The sequence below is a fragment of the Halobacillus mangrovi genome, assembly GCF_002097535.1.
Lineage (GTDB): Bacteria > Bacillota > Bacilli > Bacillales > Halobacillaceae > Halobacillus > Halobacillus mangrovi_A.
Map to the genome: position 1 here is coordinate 3,434,798 of NZ_CP020772.1, position 22,092 is coordinate 3,456,889.

Here is a 22,092-nt window from a genome sequence, read left to right on the forward strand (position 1 = left end):
AACGCCTCCTATAAACCTCTTCCCTTCTTTTTCCATAAATACTCCTTTTTGGTGGCGTCAAGTCCCCTTCTCTGTTATTTAAGGTAACACTCTTAGCCCTGTTGTTTTATCGTAAACTTCGGAAATCTGAAGATAATTGCTAGAATTCCTGAGACCGCCAGCAATATCGGGTAAAAACAAAACGGTACAATCGCTACAGGTGAGATACTCGCCACACCTGCCACAGATAAGATCTGTGCACCATAAGGAAGCAAACCTTGGACTGAGCTTGAAAAGATATCCAACAGACTTGCTGATCTTCTGGAATCAATTTCAAATCGTTCAGAAATCTGTTTTGCGAGAGGACCTGCAGTAATGATAGAAATTGTGTTATTGGCCGTAGACAAGTTAACAGCACTGACCAGTCCTGCGATTCCGAACTCTCCCCCTCGGTCTGTGCGGGCACCACGGCTGATCGAGTTCAATAAGAAATCGATGCCTCCATTTCTTCGAATCAATTCAACCAGACCACCTAATAGAATAACGAGCAGAGAAAGGTTCTGCATGTTTTGGAATCCGTCTCCAAGAAGAGTTACGAAATCCATCATAGAGATCTCATTGACAGACAGGCCAATGATTCCTGCAAACAGAATGCCTCCCATTAAAACATAAATGACATTCACACCTATAACTGCGAAAATGAGAACACCGAGATAAGGCAAGACCTTCACCAATTCATAAGGATGCTCTTCTTGCATGGTTGTAGAAGCATCCGCTGTAATCACACCGAAAATAACCGCTGTGATGATCGCTGCAGGTAAAACTATAAAGAAATTGGCTTTGAATTTATCTTTCATTTCTGTTCCTTGTGTACGGACGGCCGCAATGGTTGTGTCTGATATGATTGACAAGTTGTCCCCGAACATCGCACCGCTGACAATTGCTCCCATAGTCAAAGCAACATTCACGTCAGTTTGCTCTGCAATTCCCATTCCAATCGGAGCAAGGGCAACAATCGTTCCTACAGAAGTTCCCATTGATATTGAAATAAAACAAGCAATGACGAATAATCCCACAATCAATAAGTTGCCTGGAAGTACGCTAAGGCCTAAATTGACGGTCGAATCAACAGCCCCTACACCTTCTGCAACGGAAGAAAATGCCCCCGCCAATAAGAAGATGATCACCATAAGGATGATATCAGGATGGCCTCCTCCTTCTGTAAGGTGACGAAGCTTGTCTTGAAAGCTCATCTCTCGATTCATTAATAATGCAACGAGAATCGCTGCAAATAAAGCAACGAGAACAGGCAGCTTATAGAAATCTCCCGTTAAAATTCCAGTTCCAATAAAAAGTATGATAAAAACCGCAAAAGGGATTAGAGCTAAAGGATTCCCTTTTCTAAGTTGTTCCATTCTATTTCCCTCCTTATTAATATGAGCGCAAGTGTCCTAACCCCCCTAAAAAATTCTTAAGGGATATTTGCTAAATGAATTTTAGGACATTAAAAAAAGCCTCCACTTTAAAGCGGGCTCTATAAGCAATTATTCTAAGTGAAAATCTCGTTATTACTCTACACCAATGACTATATGATTAGCAAGTTTCGAGAGGCTTGATCTTTTCCATCTTATTCTGCAATGGACTGTGAAGGCTGATATAATGATGTCATCTTATAAAGGAGGAGTGATTTCCATGCATGAAGAAGCTGAAAAAATCATTAATAAACTTGGCTTAGACCGTCACCCGGAAGGCGGTTTTTATAAACAAACGTACTCTTCTGACGAAAAAGCAGGGGATAAGACTCTAATTAAGAAATACAATGGAGAGCGATTATTTTATACGAGCATCTACTTCCTTCTTCGTTCTGAAGATGTGTCTCACCTTCACCGTTTAAAATCAGATGAGCTGTGGTACTTCCATTCCGGCAGTCCTTTGACTATTCATATGATCCATCCCAATGGAATCTATGAAGAAGTAAGATTAGGACTTGATTTAGATAACGGTGAAGTGCCGCAATACAGGGTGCCAAAGCACACGATCTTCGGCTCTTCCGTTAATGAACGTGACACATTCTCCCTCGTCAGTTGTATGGTCTCTCCTGGATTCGACTTTGATGACTTTGAACTGTTCAATAAGGAAGACCTGTTAGAACAGTATCCGGAACATCATAAGATAATAAACACACTAGCCTCTAATTAAACTTTTGCCGTTTAACCCCCTAAAGAAAAACAGGATGTCGAATAGTATGAATGTAAGACCTCCCCCTAAAAATTACGAGCACAGCCAAAATTTGGCTGTGCTCTTTTTTGTTTCATTACCGCCCTCTCCAAGTATGTGTAAGCATGGTAAACTGATAATAGGAGAATTCAATATATAGAAAAGGTGGTCTTTATGATTAATGTAGCCCTACTTAGCAAGTGGCACGTCCATGCCGTGGATTACGCAAAAGAAGCGCAGGAAAACCCGGATATTACGATTGAACTCCTATGGGATGAGGATGCTGAACGCGGAGCTCACTGGGCTGAGGAATTACATGTGCCCTTTGAGAAAGATTTGGATGCGGTTCTGTCTAACCCTTCCATTGATGCTGTCATTGTTTCTACTCCGACGAATTTACATAAAGAAATCATCATTGCTGCGGCTAAACACGGAAAGCATATTTTTACAGAAAAAGTGCTCGCTTTTACATCAAAAGATTGCCAGGACATATTGGATGAAGTCAATAAAGCTGGAGTAGAGTTTATGATCTCTCTCCCAAGACTGACAGCAGACTACTATTTATATGCCCAACAAGCCTTAGATCAAGGATTACTCGGCAACCTAACTATGCTAAGATGCCGAGTGGCCCATAACGGCGCTGTCCCAACAAAGGAAAATCAGGATGGCTGGCTTCCAGACCGCTTTTTTGATGAAGAAGCGTGTGGCGGCGGTTCATTGATCGACCTCGGCGCCCACCCTATTTACCTTGCCAATCGGTTAGCAGAAGGTAATCCAGTAACAGTGACAGGAGCATTGAAATCCTTAATGAACCGAGGAGTCGATGACTATTCTGCCGCTCTTATAGAATATGACTCCGGAGCAATCGCAACACTTGAAACCAGTTTCGTATCCACAGGCAGCCCTTTTCAGCTTGAATTGTATGGCACAGAAGGAACTTTACTCGTGGAAGATCGTCAAATCAGGGTAAAAAGCACTCATCTTGCTGAAGAAAACTGGGTGACTCCTGACCAAATCCCGGAGGCAGATCCCATGCCGATGGAACAATGGGTATCCTCTATTATGGATGGAAAACAGGCGAATATCTATCAGAAAGATGCGATTCTGTTAACGCTTATTAATGAAGCAGCGGCTCTTTCTCATAAGGAAGATCGCAAGGTAAAGCTGATCGAAAATCAGATTAAGAAATAATCCTCCTATCAAAAAAGACCACTCAAAAGGAGTGGTCTTTTCTATCAAACTTTATTCAAGAGCAGTTGCTGCTTCCTTTCCAGGCGGCGTTTATGAAGGATCGGCTCTGTGTATCCATTCGGCTGCGACAGCCCTTTGAAAACTAAATCACAGGCAGCTTGAAAAGCGATGGATTGGTCATAGTTTTCAGCCATAGGCTGATAGTCAGGATCCCCAGCGTTTTGCTGATCAACGACTTTGGCCATCCGCTTCATCGTCTCCAGTACCTGTTCGCCTGCCACGATGTTCTGATGCAGCCAATTTGCCATATGCTGGCTGGAGATTCTTAAGGTCGCCCTGTCTTCCATTAACCCGATGTTATGGATATCGGGGACTTTGGAACATCCGACCCCGTGGTTCACCCAGCGAACGACATACCCTAAAATCCCTTGCGCGTTATTATCGAGCTCTTCCTGAATTTCTTCTTCGGACCAATCCGAATTCTCTGCGACAGGGATTTCCAGGATGTCCTCTCGATAGTCCTGAATGTTTGCGGCAATTTGCTGCTGGGTAGCTTTGACGTTGTAGTAATGATAGTGGATCGCATGCAGCGTCGCTGCGGTCGGAGATGGCACCCAGGCGGTATTGGCTCCTGCTTTCAGCTGCGAGCCCTTCTCCTCAAGCATTGCCTTCATCATCTCCGGCATCGCCCACATCCCTTTTCCGATTTGAGCACGCCCGAACAGTCCTGCCTCTAATCCAACGCTAACATTTGATTTCTCATAAGCATCCAGCCACTTCGAACCTTTCATTTCCTTCTTCCTTATCATCGGTCCGGCAGCCATAGACGAATGAATTTCGTCTCCCGTCCGGTCCAGAAAGCCGGTATTGATGAAAACGATCCGTTCTTTCGCTTTCTCGATACAGTTTTTCAGATTCAGCGTCGTACGTCTCTCTTCATCCATAATGCCCATTTTGATCGTGTTGCGGTTTAGCTTTAACAGATCTTCAATTCTGTTGAATAGATCATTGGCAAAAGCGACTTCTTCTGATCCGTGCATTTTCGGCTTAACGATATAGATGGATTTCTTCGCAGAATTTTCATAGCGGCTGTTTCTTATTAAATCGTGTCTGGCGACAAGCGAAGTAAGTACGCCGTCCATGATCCCCTCTGGAACTTCCTCTCCTTTTTCATCCAGTATAGAAGGTGTCGTCATCAGGTGTCCGACATTTCTCATAAACATAAGCGAACGGCCGTGGAGCGTAATATCTTCCCCTTCTGGCGTAATATACTTTCGATCAGGGTTCAAGTTCCGCGTAACGGTTCTGCCTGACTTTTGGAAGGTAGCCTTCAGCCTCCCTTTCATTAACCCGAGGAGATTCCGATAAACAAGCACTTTATCCTCGGCATCGACGGCTGCTACAGAGTCTTCACAATCCATGATTGTAGTCGTGGCTGATTCCATCACGATATCACTAATGCCCACAGGATCCCTCTTACCAACCGGATGATTCGGGTTAATTTCGATTTCCAGATGGAGGCCGTGATTTTGAAGCAGTATCGCTGACGGTTCTGATGGGGAACCTTGATACCCTTTGAATTGAGCTTGATTCTTCAGCGTTACTTTTTCTCCATTTTGAAGGATGGCGGCAAGGGTCCCTGCTTCAATGGCGTATGTAACGACATCTTTGTGAGAAGCCTGTTCGAGTGCGAAGATTTCATCAAGAAACGCTTTCGCATACGCCACGACCTTTTCTCCACGCTTCGGATTATAAGAGTTTCCTTTTTCAAAGCCTTCCTCTTCCGGAATGGCATCCGTTCCGTAAAGCGCATCGTACAGGCTTCCATAACGGGCATTGGCTGCGTTGAGGGCATATCGGGCGTTATCTGCCGGGACAACGAGCTGAGGACCTGCCTGAACAGCAATTTCATCGTCCACATCCTTTGTAGTGATGGTAAAGTCCTCGCCTTCAGGTTCTAAATAATTGATTTCCTTGAGGAATTCTTTGTAGGAGTCTTTGTCATAAAAACCTGAATGTTCGTTATGCCAAGTATCGATTTGTTTTTGGATCTTGTCCCTTTTGGCTAGCAGATCTTTATTGATCGGGGTTAACTCGTGGATTAACGTATCAAAATCCTCCCAGAATTGATCCTGGTCCACTCCGCTTTCCGGCAGAGCTTCGGAGACAATGAATTCATATAATTTCGAATCGACCTCTAGATTTCCGACTTTAACATAGTCACTCATATAATTCCTCCTTCATATGTGATTGAATTATTGCAACCTGAGCAGTACGGTTTCTATAATCTTACCCCCAACGTACACACCCACAACTCCTAACACTCCTGCGAGGACAGGAGGCGCCGGCAGAGGCAGTTTAATCAATTTGAATACAATACCGATAATGATACCGGCGAGCATGGCAAGCACTGCTTCCTTGATCATGAAAGCTCCTCCTGTTCTTATTGAAGAATGTCCACTTTCTCTCTGACCTTTCTCAGATTGGTTTCAAATGGAGCCTGGATCACTCCTTTTTCGGTAATAATCCCTGTGATCAAGCGGTTTGGAGTGATATCAAAAGAAGGGTATAAAGCCTTCGTGCCCTCAGGAGCGATCGGAACTCCTTTAATCTGCGTCACTTCACTGGAGTCACGCATTTCAACTTCAATCGCTTTACCGCTCGGTGTATGGAAGTCGATCGTATGACTGGAGGTTGCCGTAAAAAAAGGTATACCGTGTTCCTTAGCGGCGAGGGCATGCATATACGTCCCAACTTTATTCGCCAGGTCCCCGTTTGCCGAGACACGATCGGAGCCGACGACGACTTTATCGATCATCCTCTTACTCATACAAAATCCGGACATGTTGTCGGTGATCAACGTGTGAGGGATTCCGAACTTTTTCAATTCATAGGCGGTAATCCTTGAGCCCTGCAAGTAAGGACGCGTTTCACACGTAAATACGTGGATTTTTTTGCCTTGTTCATGAGCGGTTCGAATGACAGATAACGCACGTCCTCCATAGCCCGCTCCTCCTAGGGCACCGGAGTGGCAATGAGTCATAATCGTATCTCCGTCTTCGATTAATTCCGCCCCGTTTTCTCCCAATTGATATTCAAACTGAAGCTGGCGCTCAATGATTTCTACTGCTTTTTCCTCTAATTGAGCGACCACATCTTCCCCTGAACCTTTGAAAGAGGCGACCATCTCATCGACCGTTTTCATTAAATTCACCGCAGTCGGGCGTGTACGTTTAAGAAGTTCCCCGGCTTGCTTGATATTTTCCGGATCGCCTTTAGACTGATAGGCGGCTAAATACACTCCGTACGCCCCGCAAAGACCGATGGCCCCAGAGCCGCGGATCATCATCGACCGAATCGCATCAGCCAGCTGTTTCACTTCCGAGAAAGAATAGATGATTTCATCAAAAGGAAGCTTCGTCTGATCAATGATCTTTAATTTCCCTTCCTCAAACCAGATGGGTAAAGCAAGCTCCTTTTCCTTCAAACGCTTTGCTAATGATTCTAACCTTTGCATACCTTGCCCTCCTTTACTTAATTGGTTACTGGACTTTCGACGCTGGCACGCAGCTGCGTTAAGATAAATGATTGTTTTGCTGTAGCCTCCGCAAGGTCGACGACGTTATAGGCGGCCTCAAGTGTAGGGCCAACCGAACACACTCCATGGTCTTTCATAAGTGTGATTTTAATTCCCGGGTTCTGGATGAAAACATCCGTCACATGCTGAGCCAGTTCTTTCGATCCGGATGGCGCCACGTCAGCTAATGGAACGTGACCGAGCAGCTTGCGGGCCGTTACAGTTGGAAGCGGCAGCTCTCTCCCTAAACATGCGTACCCAATCGAGTAATTCGGGTGGCAGTGGACAACGGCATTCACGTCAGGACGGACTTTATAAATTCCTAAGTGGAAGCCTATCTCTTTCGACGGCTTCCCTTGCCCTTCAACAACCTCGCCGTCCATGTTAACGATCAAGGCATCTTCTTTACTTACTTCCCCAAGGCTGATGCCGCTTCGTTTAATCAGCACATGATCGGTACCTGGAATACGAACGCTGATATTACCACCAGTCGCCTGGGTGTACCCTTTTTGATAGACTTTATGAGAGACATACTCCAGTTCTTTTTTTAATAAATCTAAACTCATTTTCGTCGCCTCCTAATTTATTTATAAAATTGATTGTAAAATGCCTTTACGTGCGGCTTCAGCTCGTCTGCTAAGGCGAGGGAAGAAGTGCTGTTTTCTGCTATTTTCTGAGAGCGGTGTTGAGCTCTTTGGATCACATGGTATTCATCGAATGACAGGATTTGATTATTTCGCATGACCCACTCCCCCTTGATCATGACGCTGTCTACCGACTGGCCCGTTTCGTGGAAGACCAGCTGTGATGGGATATGGTGGTCCGAAGCCCATGTGGTTGTAGTTTTGTTTAAGAAGACGAGATCCGCGTCATAGCCGCTTTCTATTCGACCACGGGGACTGCCTCCGATGATTTTCGCTCCATTTCCACAAACCATTTCTAGCATTTGGTAAGGAGTAGCCCAGGTTTCGAAATCTGGCTGAGAGCTGCGATGAATCATCGCCCCTAACCGCATCGTTTCAAATAGGCTATGGGCTGTTCCACAGTTGCTGGCATCGGTGCCGAGGGCGAGAGGCACCCCTTTTTCCAGATAATCATGAATCGGAGCCCTTCCGCTTCCAAGCATCATATTACTCGCCGGGTTATGAATGACGAATACCCCTCGATCCTTTAAGAGATCTATTTCGTCCGAATTCAGCCATACTGCATGAGCGACAGACAGCCTGTCATTCAGCAACCCAAGCTGATCTAATTCATAGACTAAGCCGTTTTTATAGAATCTCCTGCTATAACTCTCTTGAATCTTTGTCTCCAGTAAATGGGTGTGGACTTGGAGGTCAAAGCGTTCACTCAATTCCTTACATAGTTTCAAAGCTTCGGTACTGCAGCGCTGAGGAGCATTCGGACCTGCCATGATACGAATTCTTCCCTTTTTCTCATGCCAGTCATAGACTAAATGAATATAGAACTCCTTCATTTCTTCGATCGTTTTTGGCTGACTGGTTTCCAGCTTTTCCATTAAATGCGGCGGTAAATCCAGCTGGAGAAACCGATGGTCCGGAATATCATGAAGCATCGGAGCTACCGAAACGTGCATCTTCGATTGTTCGTAAGCCTTTAAGGCGGCGTCCACTTTTGGAAGGTGCGGAAAATGATCGATACACCCTGTAACGCCGCTTCGGATCATTTCTGCAGCTCCTAACAACACAGCTAATTCTATATCTTCCTCTGTCAGCGAGTGACCGTAAGCGACTGTGTATAGAGACCATAGTTCCAAAGGGAGGGCGTTTTCTGTCCCTTTTAACAAATTGGAATACGAATGATAGTGGGCATTGGTCATGCCCGGCATCACGATCATCCCTTCCCCATCAACGGCTTCCTCTGCCTGTAAAGAAGATTCATCGTAGGGTTGTGGAATCACCTTGACCACCTTTCCGTTTTCTATTACAATAGCCCCTTTGAAAATGGCCTCCCCCGGTCTCATAGACAAAATGTCAGCATTCTTTATGAGTGTACGCATCACTTACTAGACTTGGGTCGTTTCCATCTTGGCAAGCTTCTCTTTTCTAGCTGCAAGCGCCCGCTCGTAAGCTTCATGGGCTATGGAAGGTTTATCATCTGAAGCCAGCTCGATCGTTTTTAAGAAAAGCTCTTTGATTTTCTCCTGGTTATCGATCACAACATTTTTATGGGTATCAAGATCTGGTGGAACATCCGTCGTCCCAGCCGCTAAATCTGTCGAGATCGTTACAACGGCATACGCAATGCCAAGTTCTCTTGCCAGACTCGCTTCTGTCGCATTCGTCATCCCGACAACGTCCATGCCCCACTGCTTGTACACATTGATTTCAAGCGATGTTTCATAGCGGGGGCCATCGACGCAAATGTAATTGGCTTTAGGCGTGACATCCATGTCCAGCTCTTTCGCAGCGGCAAGGAAGGTGTTGTTAAGATCCGGACAGTAAGGCTGAGTAATTTCTACGGAATACTTTCCGTACGTGTTCTCCCGCTTCGTTGTCATGTCCATGAACTGGTCGAGTAAAGCTAGTGCTCCTACGGGAATATCCGGATTTAATGATCCGACCGCACACATGGCGATCACATGATCAATCCCCAGCTGTTTTAACGCCAGCATATTAGCTCGATAATTGACCTGGTGCGCTAAACTATCATGAGACTTTCCATGACGGGGTAAAAAATAGATTTCCTTGCCAGCATGCGTCCCTTCAAAGACAACTGCTTCTCCATACTCGGTAGGAACCGTCATTTCCCTCAAATCTTCTACTAAGTTATAAAAGCCCGTGCCTCCGATAATTCCTATTTTCATAGTGTTTGACCTCCCTGGTTTCCAAGTAATAGAGATGGATAGAAATACGGTTTTCCAGATTGTTTCTTCAAATCATCCCAGTAACTGAGGATTTTTGTCGCTTCCGTTGCCACAGCAATCGACTGCTCCACCCCTTCGCCTTTATACTCAAATTCATCTTTTACTCGATTGGCGACCGCTGTAAAAATGGCGCCCGCTCGCAATTGGAAGAGATTACTGAGCGTTAATACAGTAGCCGCTTCCATTTCAAAATTTAATACGCCAGCCCGCTGCATATCGTCCATGATCGTATGCATCCAGCTTTGGTTATAATTTCGAAATCCCGGTCTTCCCTGTCCGCAGAAGAAGGAAGCAGCGGTATAACCAATCCCCACATGATAGTTAACTCCGAGACGTTCGGCAGCTTCAATCAGAGCCATGACGACTTCCTGGTTGGCGACAGCGGGATACTTGTCATCCACATACTGATCACTTGTCCCGTCATTCCGAACAGCCCCAGCACAAATGATCAAATCCCCTGGTGCAATATCTTCCTGCATCGCACCGCATGTCCCTACGCGAAGGAACGTTTCCGCACCGATCTCAGCCAGTTCTTCCAACGCGCTCGCTGTCGATGGACCACCAGCTCCGGTTGAGCAAGCGGAGATTCCTACGCCTCCCACTTTACCTGTGTATGTAACATGCTCACGGTAAGTGGCTACATGCCTTTGTTCATCCCATAATTTCGCCATTTGCCCCACCCGTTCAGGGTCTCCTGGCAGCAGCACATATTTTTCTACATCCCCTGGACGGCACCGAATGTGATATTGAGATTGATCCGCTGATTCTGGTCGATTTGCTTTTGCTTTCCATTTAAGATCTTGAGCCAACTTTAACTGCCTCCTTTTGGTTTGAATCCATCCATTCTAAGATAGAATCTACGGTTAGATAGGTTTGATTTGAATCGAAGTGCGAGATTTGATTTGCGAATGTGGTAATCTGCGGAGGCTGAAGTCCTGCTTCCTCCATAATGCTTTTATCTGAGAAAACAACCTTCGCATGATCGTCTGCAATTTTCTGGCTTTGGTTCATAACGACTGTGCGGCAGTTCAGCTCCCCGATCAAATGCATGTCATGGGTAATCAAGACGACGATATGGCCATGTTCTTTAAACATTTTGACCAGCTCCAGCACTCGTTTACAGCCTTTATGGTCCTGCCCTGTCGTTGGTTCATCAAGCACAATAACTTTCGGCGATACCGCCATAATCGAAGCCATCGCTACTTCCTTGCGCTGACTGGAGTTAAGGTCAAAAGGGTTGTCCTCTAACTGGTCTTCCAGTTCAAAGATTTCTATGGCCTTTTGGACACGTGTTTCAATTTCCTCATCATCCATCTTTAAATTTTTACATCCATAAGCCAGTTCTTGCCCGACCGTCGGAAGGAATGTCTGATGATTCGGATTCTGGAACACATACCCGACAAGGCTGGATAGTTTAGCGATCTTCTCTTTCTTCGTGTTTAAGCCGCCGATCGTGATCTCTCCGGTTGTCGGTGTAAGTAAACCGTTAAAGTGTTTGACGAGCGTCGTTTTTCCAGACCCATTGCTTCCTAAGATGGCTACAACTTCGCCTTCATGAATGTCTAAGTTGATGTCCTGGATCGCCTTCACACCGCCAGGATACACATGGGAAACATTTTTCACTGAAATATACGGATTCACTTCTATCCCTCCTGTTGGTCTCACCTGTTTTTGTATGCGTTTTCAAAAATGGATACAGATTCTTCAACTGTTGTCGCTAACTTGAGATCCTGGTTAAATTTCTGATTGTACCCTGCCAGAAATTCTGTGACTTGCGGAGCATGAAGCGTGAGGGCGTGCAACTCCTCTATTTCTGTGAAAATTTCTTCTGGTGTGCCGAACATTTGGATTTCGCCATGATTCAGGACAAGCACTTTGTCACAATATGCCGCAATTCGTTCGACTTCATGGTCGATGATGATTCCTGTCATCCCGTAGTCCTTTAAATTCTGGAGCACGTCATAAACTTCATTCTTCCCTTTTGGATCAAGCATCGAAGTTGGTTCATCCATAATCATGATCGTCGGTCTCATCGCTAATACCGCTGCAATCGCGAGACGCTGCTGCTGACCTCCCGATAAGGCAAGCGGGCTTCTCTTTTCAAACCCAGTCAGGCCTACCTGCGCTAAAGCGTCCTTGATTCGAATGAGCATTTCATCTCTTGAAACACCGAGGTTCCCCATTCCGAAAGCAATTTCTTCCTCAATCGTCATTTGGCTTAATTGGTTCTCAGGTTCCTGGAAAACAAAGCCGACATGTTCGGACATTGCCGCTACATTGCTCTCATGGACATCGATGCCTCTTACAGTCACTTGACCTTCCATTTCTCCATTGATTACCTGGGGGACGAGTCCGTTGATACACATCGCTAACGTCGACTTCCCAGCTCCTGTAGGACCAATGATACCGAGGATTTCTCCATTTTCGATCGAAAAATTAATATCTTTCAGCGTATCTCCTTCAGTATCAGGATACCTGAAGGTGAGGTCTTTGACTTCAATGGCTATTTCACTCATGAACTAACGCCTCCGATCTTCCCCTGAACTTGTTTATAAAGAAATTTCACTAACATAAACCCGCATACGATCCACGTTCCGATTAAGGAGTAGGTCAACAATGCGTCTGTCGTAAGGTGAAGAGATCCCATCATGAACAGTTTGAGGTAAATTTCAAACGCAAATGCAGCGAGCATCGCTAACAAAAAGGTGTAGTCAAGGGAACCAATTTTAGTTTCTCTTAAGCTCGTTTTGTTGCCCTTCCTGCTGAATGCCCGGCATTCAAGCACGTAGGAGAGCTGGTGGACCTTCATAAACGTGATGATAAATAGTGGGGCAAACATCGGTACAAGGTTTTTCACTCGTTGAATCAGGTTGCCTTTCACATCCAAACACCTGGCTTGCTGAGCTTCCATCACGATTTTCGCTTCTCTTGCGATGATCGGAATGATCTGGAACGTCGAAAGCAAAATGAAAGCAAAAGAGTGAGGAACTTTCCATTTCACTAAGGCAGAGGCCATATCTGATGGATGAGTCGTCATAACAAATAGAACAGCTGCCGTACCGATGACTAAGATTCTGAAAGACATGACGGAAGCATAAACCATCGATTCATACTTGAAAGTCAGACCTCCGAAAATTTCAAATACAGGTGTAACTCCAATCGGATTATAGATTCCATGAACGGTCATAATGAGGACAGCAAATAGCAGAAGGAACTGAATCGATACGAGATAAGGTTTGACTAGCTTTGCGGCGACCACTAAAGGAAATAAAGCGACAAGTAAAACTAGCTGGAGAGCCGGGTCATTTAAAATAAACGAACTGGCAACAACAAAAGCGACAAAAATCATTTTAGTCCTCGGATCTAAGCTGTGAATCAGACTATCTTTTTGCATATACAAACTGTTCAAATCATTTCCTCCTTCTTCATTCAGTGTATTTGTTCTTAGTGGACGTCTACAACTCTGCTTGTCGACCCCCGTTCAATGAGCGTCGGCTGGAAGGTAACCGTTTCTTTGAAGTTCTTGCCTTCCTTGACGATTTTGACAATTAATTCAACGGTTTTTTGCCCCATTTCAGAGATTGGCGTACGAATCGTCGTTAATTCCGGGTCAACGATCTCTGCAAATTGCGAATCATCAAACCCGATGACCGACAGTTGTTCAGGAACGTTCAACCCAAGCTCTCGTGCCGCCTTGTAGATCCCGACGGCAATCGCATCATTTCCTGCAAAGATCGCTGTCGGCCGGTCTTTTCTCGAAAGCATTTCCAATCCTTTGTTATAACCACTGTGAATCTTAAATTCATCAAGTTTCACATAATTATTATTCAGTTTTACTTTATAATCCTCGAGGGCTTCTTGATAACCTTTATACCGCTCGACGGTCGAATAAGAATCCGGCTGCCCGCCAATATACCCAACCTTCTGGTGACCAAGTTCCAGCAAGTGTTTCGTCGCCTGGTAGCCCCCTTCAAAGTTATCCACTAAAACTTCGTCCAGCCTTACATCTTTCACCTGACTTCCGAGAATAATGAGAGGCAGGTCAGGTCTCGTCTTCATAATTTCACGGACATTTCTATCGTTGATTTCCGGCGTTGAGAAAATGATTCCGTCAATTCCTTTTCGAAGTAGAAAGTTTAGATACTCCGACTCTTTGCTCAAGTCGTTGTCCGTGTTGCAAAGGATGACATTAAAGCCATGCTTATGAGCTTCATCTTCGATGGCCCTTGTCAGTTCGCCATAAAAAATGTTTTTAATATCCGGGATGATTAACCCAAGGGTCGATGTTTGTTTCTTGATCATCGCCGTTGCTACCATATTTTTTTGAAACTTCAGCTCATCCACTGCTTTATGGACTTTTTCCTTCGTAGAGGCGCTCGTGTATCCACTATTGTTCAGTACTCTGGAAACTGTTGATATGGATACGTTCGCTACTTTTGCCACGTCTTTAATCGTTACCATTTTCACACTTCCTATCATTTTATGGAAACGTTTCCCTGTATTTCGATCATTATATGGATGATCGTCGTTCCATCCCCGGGAAAATCCGTTTTCTAGTTGTTTTCATTATACTTTAATAGGAGGTTTATTTTCAATAATATTCTGAAAATATTGAAATATTTAATGAAAATTATATGGAAACGTTTTTACATGAACTCAAAATAAAGGAAGGTTGTATTACACATTTACCTTACGCTTTGAACGAATGACGCGATTCTCTAAAGAACCAATTCCTTTAATCTTACATTCAACCTCATCATGTTCACTCAAAAACTCCGCCCCAACCGGGCTTCCTGTTAAAATGACGTCTCCAGCCTTAAGCGTCATGACTTTACTCAAGTAAGAAATCATTCGCTTTATCGGGACGATCATCAGGTATGTTGGGCTATCTTGTTTCTTCGTTCCATTATGAAACGCTTGAATCCTTGCTTGAGCAGGATCGAAGTTAGTTTCTATCACCGGCCCCAGTGGCGTGAATGTATCGAACGACTTCCCGAGCGTCCAGTGCCCATCCTTATGGAAGAATTGAGGAGCTGTCACATCATTTCCAATCGTATAGCCAAAGACGTAATCCAGCACGTCTTTTTCTTCAATATCCTTCGCTTCTTTTCCGATGACTACGGCCAGCTCTGATTCAAATTTCACTTCTTCAATCGTTTCCGGAATGACGATATCCCTTTCCGGACCGATGACGGATGAAAGGGATTTAAAGAAAAACACTGGCATCTCTGGACCTTCTTCTGGCAAGTCCTTTTTATCGGCTACATAATTGGCGCCGATTCCGATGATTTGATTTGGCACGATCGGCGCTAGCCATTCCACTTCTTCACTCGAGAACGTCTGCCCTAGGTAAAACCAATCAGAATAGATGTCCCCACTAATTTCTGCAACACCGTCAGATGTGAGTACTCCCTGCTTTATTTCATTATCACTGTTCAATGTAAACCTGCCAAACTTCATCGACAGTCCTCCCTAGTTCTTTTTTTTTTATTGGAAAAAGGTCAAAGCGTCAGATGATTTGACCCTTTTCCAAGTGTTAACCAGTTGTTATTTATTGATTTCTAGTCTTTTCTTCTATAAAATCTTAGGTAAGCTGAAAGAGCATCATACAACCCTCGTCCAAAAGTGTGTTGTGTTGATGTTCTTTTTTATGCGGACATTTTTCTTTCCTTATGCTTACTCTTCACTGCTCCGATCTTTTCCCTGATATCTTTAGCGTTCGGAAGAAAGCGTACTGGGAAGATCTTAAGTATCATCCAAACAATCCAGAATGTAAGGATTTTATCTGCCATAGTGCCAGGGATATTGGCGATAAACGCAGCGTTAAATATTTGCTGACCTGAGGCAATCAGTCCAGCCGTCAACACATCGACGGTATGACCGGAAAAACCACCAAAAACATAGACAGATATCACTGTAGCTACTGCTGAAGCTAGTAATCCAGTAACCGCACCTGAAGTAATAACCTTCCACCCCTTCTTAAACCAGCCTTTTTTATAGAAAAAGTGGGCTAAGAAAGCGACAAATATTCCAACTGCAGCAAATGGTAAGTAGGTCCAACGAACAATAAGTGCCAGAATCACATTCGTCATCAATGCTGTGGCTCCGCCCCAAAGCGGTCCAAGCACAATGGCATTCAACACGGTTCCTATGTTATTCAAAAACAACGGAAGCTTTAGCATCTCAACAATCGAATTCGCTACCCAGTTCAACGCAATACCGGCAGGAATCATGGCTACAATGAAACTCGAATTCTTTTTCATCATACCTTTTCATATACCTCCTCGTTTTTTTGTGGTTATACATTCACCCTCCCTAGTCGACACCCCCCTCACAGTTATTATGTAAAAACGTTTCCACAAGAAGGAAGAGATTGGGAATGCAGTTTATATGGAAACGCTTTCTTAAAAAGAATTATACATAGAGAGTTTTCAAATTTCAACAATTTTTTGAAAATACTAATTATTTACATTCACCTCACTCTCTTCTCTACTTTCATTTTAGCCACTTTTCTCATCCAGACTGGTTTATTCAATGGTTTTCAGAGGAAACTAATAGAACATGTAAACCATGAGGAGGGGCATACATATGGCCATGAAAGTACCGAAAGACAGAACCTTAGACAATACACTTATTCTTTTTAAAGATGGATATGAATTTATACCCAAACGCGTTCAAAATCATCATTTAGATGTATATGAAACCAGATTGTTAGGTCAAAAAGTAGCACTTTTAAGCGGAGAAAAAGGGGCAGAGCTTTTTTATGATACCAAACGTATGAATAGGAATGGAGCTTTGCCTAAACGCGTTTTAAAAACGTTATTTGGAGAAAACGCAATACAAACAATGGATGGTGAAGCTCATGCCCACCGCAAGCTTTTGTTTATGTCTTTAATGACACCTGAAGCATTAGAAAACCTCCGTGAACTCACAACTACCTATTGGGAACAGTTTGCCGGCAAATGGCAAGGGATGAAAAAAGTTGTCCTTTATGATGAGACTCGTGAACTATTATGCCGGACAGCGTGCGATTGGGCAGGAGTACCTCTATTAGAAAAAGAGGTCCCAAAACGAACCGAGGATTTAAGTAAGATGATCGATGGATTCAGCGCAGTGGGTCCTAAGCATATCGAGAGCCGAAGAGCGCGTAAACGTTCAGAAAAATGGATAGAAAACCTTATTATTAAAGTAAGAGAAGGTAAACTTGATCTTCAGGAAGGTACAGCACTTTATGAGATGGCAAACCATAGAGATCTTAAAGGAAAACAACTGGATGCCCGTATGGCTGCCATTGAGCTCCTTAATGTAATCCGCCCGCTTGTTGCCATATCCAAATTTCTAACATTTGGAGCCGTTGCCCTTGAGGATTTTCCTCATACAAAACCTCAAGTGGCTGGAGACGACGATTATCTCTTCCACTTCACTCAGGAAGTTAGGCGTTATTACCCATTTGTCCCTTACTTGGGTGCGTGCGTTAATCATGATTTTACCTGGCAGCAATACTCATTTAAAAAAGACCAACTTGTCCTTATCGACGTTTACGGAACGAACCACGACCCGCGTATATGGGAGGATCCAGACACTTTCAAACCAGAACGATTTCAAGATTGGGAAGGCGGACTATTTGACTTGATCCCTCAAGGAGGAGGCGACTATTATAAGGGACACCGCTGTCCTGGTGAATGGCCGACACTCGAAGTTCTTCAGGCAAGCTTTCAATTTATGGCACGCCACCTTCAGTACAAGGTTCCTAAACAAGATTACAGCTACAGCCTTCGTAAGATGCCCTCGCTTCCAAAGAGCGGGTTCATCATGAAAGAAGTCACTATGAGATAACGAAAAGCCAGCCCCTTTCACAAGGAGCTGGCTTTTCTCATGTGTGCGCTTGATACATTTTATATAGATCTTTTAACACCATTTTCACAACTGCATACAACGGCACGATAATAACCATTCCAATAAAACCAAATAAAGGAGCCGCCACTATAATTAGCAAAATAATCGTAAGCGGGTGCATATGAAGCCGGTTGCCGAGAACCAGCGGTGCAACTAGATTCCCCTCCAACTGCTGTACCACAATTATGATAATAATGACATAAAGCGCCATGGCAGGATCCTGCATAAGGGCTACGACAAACGCCGGAATCGTACCGATAATCGGTCCAAAGAACGGAATGATCGCCGTTATGATAATGAACATCGAAAGTACGAGCGCATAATCCAGTCCAATAATAAGAAAACCGATGTATGCCAGCACACCGTCCACAAAGGCTACGGTCACCTGACCGATCAAATAAGCCGATAACGTTTTATCGATATCTTTCAATAAGTCCTCTACCTCTACTTTAAACCTTCTCGGAAATGCTTTTCTTAAAAACGGAATCAGTTTGTGGCCATCTTTCAATAAGAAGAAAAGTACTATAGGCACAATTATCAGGACAGTGGTAGCTCCTGCAATCGCGGAAAATATTTGTGAAGCATTATCACTGATGGTTTGAATAAAATCACTAAAGAAACTATTCACACGTTGACTAAGTGCATCAGTCGAAAGCATGCCCATATCTTTCTTTTCAATTTGTTTTTCCGCTTCCTTCGCGCTATCTTTTAAGTTTTGTGGAAGATTTGAGATGTTAGTCATTTGTTTTATCACTTTATCTGCCAATAAATTGAACCCGGCATAAATCACCCCAGCAATACCGGCGAACACTACAAGAATTGCAACAGGCTTAGGGAAGAACTTAATCTTAGCCAACGCTCCTACCAGCGGCCTGATTAAGTAAAAAAGAAACCCCGCAATCAAAAAGGGGTAAAAAAGCGTATTAAAAATCTTTAATATAGGTTCGAAAAAATGAAGAAGTTCCAAGAAAAAAATACATATTAAAACAAGGATGACCCCTGTTAAATATTTAAAAAAACGATGATTAATCCACATGCGCCCACTCCTTTTAAACCATTAATGTCCTCTTACACCCATGATTCACTTTACCGAAAACGTGTAAACCAAATACAAGAAAACAGGCAAATCGAACCTGAATATGTAAGGTAATATATCATGTTTATACAATTAATGTTAGATTTTCTTACATATGGAGTGACATATGAATCCTAGTAAGATATTCTAGACTGTATCATAGATTGCAGGAGGGGAACCAAACGGAACTATGAATATGGTTTGTTTCAATTCTGAAGCCCAGTACCTGTTCGTTTACTTCTAAATACTTTCAAGATGAGGTGATCCATCATGAAAAATTATTTGCGTCATGCTGTTGAAACAATGAAACAACATTACATCGAAAGACTGGTAGAAGCTGGAGTATTTCACTCATCAGATGAAACCATACAAACCCTTACATTAAGTGAATTGGAAACACTCGTGAAAAGGCTGGATCGTGCATAACTGCTTTCTATTTTCAAGGAGGAGAAGGGATGTCTTCATACAAGGAGAAGAAAGTGATCTCAATTGGAACTGTAAATGAACTGACAGGGCTGTCGGTGAGACAAATTCGTTATTACGAAGAAAAAGGATTGATCTATCCTGAAAGAACCACTCGGGGCACACGAAGATATTCATTCTCAGATGTAGAATTGCTTCTTCAAATTGCCGATAAACGTGAGGAAGGTGTTCAAACGTATGAGATTAAAAAAGATATGCAGAGCAGTAAAGAGAAAAAGGATAAAATGATGGAACGAATGCTCCGGGGTCAATTTAATGCTCACTTTAAAATGAGATAAAAAAAGGGGTCTGACATTCAGAGATGCAGACCCTTTATTCATGAAAAAATCAGTGATTGAACCACTTTTAAACAACAAAAAAACTCGTACAGAAAATCACCTCTGCACGAGCCCTTATTCTCAAAACATCATTTTTCGCAACTGACTTTCTGCCACCTTCCCTGTAAAAGGTAAGTGATACCGATTCCCCTGGTACGCTTTTATCATCAAAAAAATCCACAAAATAAGCGAAACAGGTGTAAGCAGTAAGCTCACCAGAAGTCCAATGATCGGAATTAGGTTCAGTACCATCCCTATGACAAAAATTCCACCAAAAACGATCGTGGACTGCATCGCATGAAAACGAATGGTGTCGTTCTCTTTCTCCACAAGCAATAATACGATGCCGCTGACAAAACCGAGTAAATAGGCAATGACCCCTCCAACATTTTCATCCAGCCCAGTCGAGGATTTTTTCATCCCAGGGGTTGGTGTTCCTCCGCCTTTTGGAGGCATCGGATTGTTTGGACTTTGCGACATGCTGTTCACTCCTCCTTTTTTCATATCAAAGCGTTTATCGACAAACGACTGTGACTATGGAATGACAGTAGCCCAACAATAACGGAAGAAACAACAAAAGGTGACAGACTATTCTGTATTTTTATTATACGAGTGTCGAAGGACAGGGTCAATAGAATTAGGAAAAGAGCCATAAAAAAAGATCACCCCGGGTGATCTTTTTAATGAATTAGCTGAGAGATTTTTTTCTGCGTAAAACTAGAATAGCACCCGCTCCTGCGATCAGTGCACCAACAAGTACACCAGTAGGATAAGAAACGTTTGTATCGGCAAGCGTACCTCCGTCTTCTGATTTAGATAAACCGAGAAGCTTGAAGATGTTGTCCGCATTTTCAGTATTGTCAATCTTACCTGCAAACATATCAGACCCAGGACCGTAGGCATATACAGGAACATCAACACCCGTGTGGCCGTCTGTCGTCCAGCCAGTTCCAGAGCGCTCATTGAAAATTTGTTCAATGCTGTTATCCACTTCCATCATTTTGTCTTCTTCAGAAGCATTAGCCATTGCATCCTTAACCGCTTGGATTTCTTCTGCTTTTAGTTCAAAGCCGATGTTTTGTGTTAATGTTTTCTCAATATCAGTATCTTTTTCGACAATCTGGCGCGCTAGAAAGTCCGGTGTGCGTTTTGCAGCCTGAATCACTGCTGGATCCCATTTATAGGGTCCACCTTCACCAATCGAGAATCCGCCAGTAGAGTGGTCCGCTGTCGTAACAACTAGAGTCTCTCCATCTTCTTTTGCAAATTCAATAGCTTTCTTGAAGGCTTTTTCAAAATCCTCCATTTCACTCATGGCCCCTACGACATCGTTATCGTGACCAGCCCAGTCAATCTGACTGGCTTCAACCATAAGGAAGAACCCGTCTTCGTCACTTTTCAGCTTCTCAAGAGCTGTGGTCGTCATTTCTTCTAGAGAAGGTTGCTCCTCAGGACGATCAATCGCTTTTTCTAAGCCAACAGGAGCAAATAAACCTAAAATTTGATCGCTCTTTGATTTCACCATTTCTTTCGTTGTCGTCGCATAATCATAGCCATCTTTTTGGAATTCTTTAGCAAGGTTACGATCATCACGCTCGAAGAAATCCGTTCCTCCACCAAGAAGCACGTCCACTTTATGATCCCCTTGGATCATATCATCATAGTAATCATCAGCGATCGCATCATAATTGTTGCGATCTTCATCATGGGTCCCATATGCAGCGGGGGTTGCGTGGTTGATTTGGGAAGTCGCAACTAAACCTGTCGCCAATCCTTTTTCCTTGGCAGCTTCCAAAACGGTCTTCGTGTTTTCCTTTTCTAAATCAACGGCTATTGCACCGTTGTAGGTTTTAGTACCAGAAGACATAGATGTGGCTGTTGCTGCAGAATCCGGTATATTTTCTTTTTCATCGTCTTCCCCGCCGTCATGATAAGGGTCGTATGAATAAACCGACTGCATTCCCACTAAGTGCGGATCAAAAGCTGTCTCTTCCATTTCCTTTGTGCTCCTATCATCCTTCAGATATCGATAGGCAGTCGTATAGGACGGCCCCATTCCATCTCCAATCATAAAGATGACGTTTTTTACTTCTTTATCACTATGTTCCTCGGCATGTACTTGCTTACTTCCTAACCCAGTACTCCCCACAAGCAAGCAAGACAAGGCAGTAACCGACATGATTTTCTTCGCTACGCGGTTTTTCACTCTTTTTCCCCTCCGTATGTAGATTTTTCTTACAGTTGCTATTTTAGGGATTAGTTGTAAACTGCGGAACATCGTAAAGTAAATAATTGTAAAAACTACTAGTTCTGCGTCCTTTAGTTTAGGTCAATTTTAAAAAGTCATTCTTCAGAGAGGAAGAGAAAACAGGCCATTTCGTGAGGATCGTAAGCTTTAAAAGAATTTTAAGAATGAAGAGGAGATATTTTAGAATCAGTAACAGTTATTTGAGAACCCCTCTTAGTTAAA

The 22,092-nt window shown here is 43.6% G+C and carries 22 protein-coding genes; 5 read left to right on the forward strand and 17 right to left on the reverse strand.

Translation table 11 applies throughout. The features are described from left to right. Positions 1-92 precede the first annotated feature (92 nt). Positions 93-1,415, reverse strand: coding sequence for a Na+/H+ antiporter NhaC family protein (locus tag HM131_RS17270; RefSeq protein WP_269749136.1), 1,323 nt, complete (start codon positions 1,413-1,415; stop codon positions 93-95). Between the two features lie 250 nt (positions 1,416-1,665). Between HM131_RS17270 and HM131_RS17275 the strand changes: the two genes are divergently transcribed. Both HM131_RS17275 and HM131_RS17280 read left to right on the forward strand, forming a co-directional pair. After that, the gene (locus HM131_RS17275; protein ID WP_157130915.1) at positions 1,666-2,178 is read left to right on the forward strand and encodes a cupin domain-containing protein; all 513 of its coding nucleotides are present in this window, start codon (positions 1,666-1,668) and stop codon (positions 2,176-2,178) included. 192 nt (positions 2,179-2,370) lie between these two features. After that, positions 2,371-3,387, forward strand: a complete 1,017-nt coding sequence (locus tag HM131_RS17280; RefSeq protein ID WP_085030941.1) for a Gfo/Idh/MocA family protein — start codon at positions 2,371-2,373, stop codon at positions 3,385-3,387. Between the two features lie 44 nt (positions 3,388-3,431). Here HM131_RS17280 and HM131_RS17285 read toward each other — a convergent pair whose 3' ends face one another. From HM131_RS17285 to HM131_RS17345, 13 genes are all read right to left on the reverse strand, one after another. Further along, a complete protein-coding gene (locus HM131_RS17285; protein WP_085030942.1) occupies positions 3,432-5,615 on the reverse strand; it encodes a malate synthase G in 2,184 nt (727 codons plus the stop codon). 27 nt (positions 5,616-5,642) lie between these two features. After that, positions 5,643-5,810 (reverse strand): DUF1427 family protein, encoded by a 168-nt coding sequence (locus tag HM131_RS17290; protein WP_085032088.1) that lies wholly within the window; start codon positions 5,808-5,810, stop codon positions 5,643-5,645. A gap of 20 nt (positions 5,811-5,830) precedes the next feature. Then, on the reverse strand, positions 5,831-6,904 hold the full coding sequence (gene mtnA, locus HM131_RS17295; RefSeq protein WP_085030943.1) for an S-methyl-5-thioribose-1-phosphate isomerase: 1,074 nt from the start codon (positions 6,902-6,904) through the stop codon (positions 5,831-5,833). A gap of 17 nt (positions 6,905-6,921) precedes the next feature. Next, positions 6,922-7,530, reverse strand: coding sequence for a class II aldolase/adducin family protein (locus tag HM131_RS17300; RefSeq protein WP_085030944.1), 609 nt, complete (start codon positions 7,528-7,530; stop codon positions 6,922-6,924). 17 nt (positions 7,531-7,547) lie between these two features. Continuing rightward, entirely contained in the window at positions 7,548-8,885 is a 1,338-nt protein-coding gene (locus HM131_RS17305) for an amidohydrolase family protein (protein WP_198162663.1), read from the reverse strand. Between the two features lie 105 nt (positions 8,886-8,990). Further along, positions 8,991-9,791: an MTAP family purine nucleoside phosphorylase gene (locus HM131_RS17310; RefSeq protein WP_085030946.1), complete on the reverse strand. Its 801-nt coding sequence runs from the start codon at positions 9,789-9,791 to the stop codon at positions 8,991-8,993. Further along, positions 9,788-10,660 carry a nucleoside phosphorylase gene (locus tag HM131_RS17315; RefSeq protein ID WP_085030947.1) on the reverse strand — a complete coding sequence of 291 codons (873 nt, stop codon included), beginning with the start codon at positions 10,658-10,660 and terminating at the stop codon, positions 9,788-9,790. Before HM131_RS17315 ends, HM131_RS17310 begins: the two co-directional genes overlap by 4 nt. Then, the gene (locus HM131_RS17320; protein WP_198162664.1) at positions 10,644-11,492 is read right to left on the reverse strand and encodes an energy-coupling factor ABC transporter ATP-binding protein; all 849 of its coding nucleotides are present in this window, start codon (positions 11,490-11,492) and stop codon (positions 10,644-10,646) included. The genes HM131_RS17315 and HM131_RS17320 overlap by 17 nt, the downstream gene beginning before the upstream one ends. A gap of 20 nt (positions 11,493-11,512) precedes the next feature. Further along, positions 11,513-12,367, reverse strand: coding sequence for an energy-coupling factor ABC transporter ATP-binding protein (locus HM131_RS17325; protein WP_085030949.1), 855 nt, complete (start codon positions 12,365-12,367; stop codon positions 11,513-11,515). Next, positions 12,364-13,260 carry an energy-coupling factor transporter transmembrane component T family protein gene (locus HM131_RS17330; protein WP_085030950.1) on the reverse strand — a complete coding sequence of 299 codons (897 nt, stop codon included), beginning with the start codon at positions 13,258-13,260 and terminating at the stop codon, positions 12,364-12,366. The genes HM131_RS17325 and HM131_RS17330 overlap by 4 nt, the downstream gene beginning before the upstream one ends. Before the next feature lie 35 nt (positions 13,261-13,295). Next, positions 13,296-14,312, reverse strand: coding sequence for a LacI family DNA-binding transcriptional regulator (locus HM131_RS17335; RefSeq protein ID WP_198162665.1), 1,017 nt, complete (start codon positions 14,310-14,312; stop codon positions 13,296-13,298). Positions 14,313-14,528: 216 nt separating this feature from the next. Beyond that, the gene (locus HM131_RS17340) at positions 14,529-15,311 is read right to left on the reverse strand and encodes a fumarylacetoacetate hydrolase family protein (RefSeq protein WP_085030952.1); all 783 of its coding nucleotides are present in this window, start codon (positions 15,309-15,311) and stop codon (positions 14,529-14,531) included. Between the two features lie 188 nt (positions 15,312-15,499). After that, positions 15,500-16,117 carry a hypothetical protein gene (locus HM131_RS17345; RefSeq protein WP_085030953.1) on the reverse strand — a complete coding sequence of 206 codons (618 nt, stop codon included), beginning with the start codon at positions 16,115-16,117 and terminating at the stop codon, positions 15,500-15,502. A 322-nt stretch (positions 16,118-16,439) separates the two neighbouring features. Here HM131_RS17345 and HM131_RS17350 point away from each other — a divergent pair, with 322 nt between their 5' ends. Continuing rightward, positions 16,440-17,687, forward strand: coding sequence for a CYP152 family fatty-acid peroxygenase CypC (locus tag HM131_RS17350; protein WP_085030954.1), 1,248 nt, complete (start codon positions 16,440-16,442; stop codon positions 17,685-17,687). Positions 17,688-17,724: 37 nt separating this feature from the next. Here HM131_RS17350 and HM131_RS17355 read toward each other — a convergent pair whose 3' ends face one another. Further along, on the reverse strand, positions 17,725-18,783 hold the full coding sequence (locus tag HM131_RS17355; RefSeq protein WP_085030955.1) for an AI-2E family transporter: 1,059 nt from the start codon (positions 18,781-18,783) through the stop codon (positions 17,725-17,727). A gap of 309 nt (positions 18,784-19,092) precedes the next feature. Here HM131_RS17355 and HM131_RS17360 point away from each other — a divergent pair, with 309 nt between their 5' ends. Continuing rightward, the gene (locus HM131_RS17360; RefSeq protein WP_085030956.1) at positions 19,093-19,248 is read left to right on the forward strand and encodes a Fur-regulated basic protein FbpA; all 156 of its coding nucleotides are present in this window, start codon (positions 19,093-19,095) and stop codon (positions 19,246-19,248) included. A gap of 29 nt (positions 19,249-19,277) precedes the next feature. After that, on the forward strand, positions 19,278-19,583 hold the full coding sequence (locus HM131_RS17365) for a MerR family transcriptional regulator (protein WP_085030957.1): 306 nt from the start codon (positions 19,278-19,280) through the stop codon (positions 19,581-19,583). Between the two features lie 120 nt (positions 19,584-19,703). Here HM131_RS17365 and HM131_RS17370 read toward each other — a convergent pair whose 3' ends face one another. Then, the gene (locus HM131_RS17370) at positions 19,704-20,102 is read right to left on the reverse strand and encodes a DUF4870 domain-containing protein (RefSeq protein WP_232324814.1); all 399 of its coding nucleotides are present in this window, start codon (positions 20,100-20,102) and stop codon (positions 19,704-19,706) included. Between the two features lie 208 nt (positions 20,103-20,310). Next, positions 20,311-21,801: an alkaline phosphatase gene (locus HM131_RS17375; protein WP_157130916.1), complete on the reverse strand. Its 1,491-nt coding sequence runs from the start codon at positions 21,799-21,801 to the stop codon at positions 20,311-20,313. Between the last annotated feature and the right edge of the window lie 291 nt (positions 21,802-22,092).

Bases quoted from the DNA above. Each gene is read 5' to 3' on its own strand.
- HM131_RS17310 (WP_085030946.1), bottom strand. From the start codon at position 9,791: ATGAAAATAGGAATTATCGGAGGCACGGGCTTTTATAACTTAGTAGAA.
- HM131_RS17300 (WP_085030944.1), bottom strand. From the start codon at position 7,530: ATGAGTTTAGATTTATTAAAAAAAGAACTGGAGTATGTCTCTCATAAA.
- HM131_RS17365 (WP_085030957.1), top strand. From the start codon at position 19,278: ATGTCTTCATACAAGGAGAAGAAAGTGATCTCAATTGGAACTGTAAAT.
- HM131_RS17350 (WP_085030954.1), top strand. From the start codon at position 16,440: ATGGCCATGAAAGTACCGAAAGACAGAACCTTAGACAATACACTTATT.
- HM131_RS17285 (WP_085030942.1), bottom strand. From the start codon at position 5,615: ATGAGTGACTATGTTAAAGTCGGAAATCTAGAGGTCGATTCGAAATTA.
- HM131_RS17355 (WP_085030955.1), bottom strand. From the start codon at position 18,783: ATGTGGATTAATCATCGTTTTTTTAAATATTTAACAGGGGTCATCCTT.
- HM131_RS17335 (WP_198162665.1), bottom strand. From the start codon at position 14,312: ATGGTAACGATTAAAGACGTGGCAAAAGTAGCGAACGTATCCATATCA.
- HM131_RS17360 (WP_085030956.1), top strand. From the start codon at position 19,093: ATGAAAAATTATTTGCGTCATGCTGTTGAAACAATGAAACAACATTAC.
- HM131_RS17280 (WP_085030941.1), top strand. From the start codon at position 2,371: ATGATTAATGTAGCCCTACTTAGCAAGTGGCACGTCCATGCCGTGGAT.
- HM131_RS17370 (WP_232324814.1), bottom strand. From the start codon at position 20,102: ATGTCGCAAAGTCCAAACAATCCGATGCCTCCAAAAGGCGGAGGAACA.
- HM131_RS17375 (WP_157130916.1), bottom strand. From the start codon at position 21,801: ATGTCGGTTACTGCCTTGTCTTGCTTGCTTGTGGGGAGTACTGGGTTA.
- HM131_RS17325 (WP_085030949.1), bottom strand. From the start codon at position 12,367: ATGAGTGAAATAGCCATTGAAGTCAAAGACCTCACCTTCAGGTATCCT.
- mtnA (WP_085030943.1), bottom strand. From the start codon at position 6,904: ATGCAAAGGTTAGAATCATTAGCAAAGCGTTTGAAGGAAAAGGAGCTT.
- HM131_RS17340 (WP_085030952.1), bottom strand. From the start codon at position 15,311: ATGAAGTTTGGCAGGTTTACATTGAACAGTGATAATGAAATAAAGCAG.
- HM131_RS17345 (WP_085030953.1), bottom strand. From the start codon at position 16,117: ATGATGAAAAAGAATTCGAGTTTCATTGTAGCCATGATTCCTGCCGGT.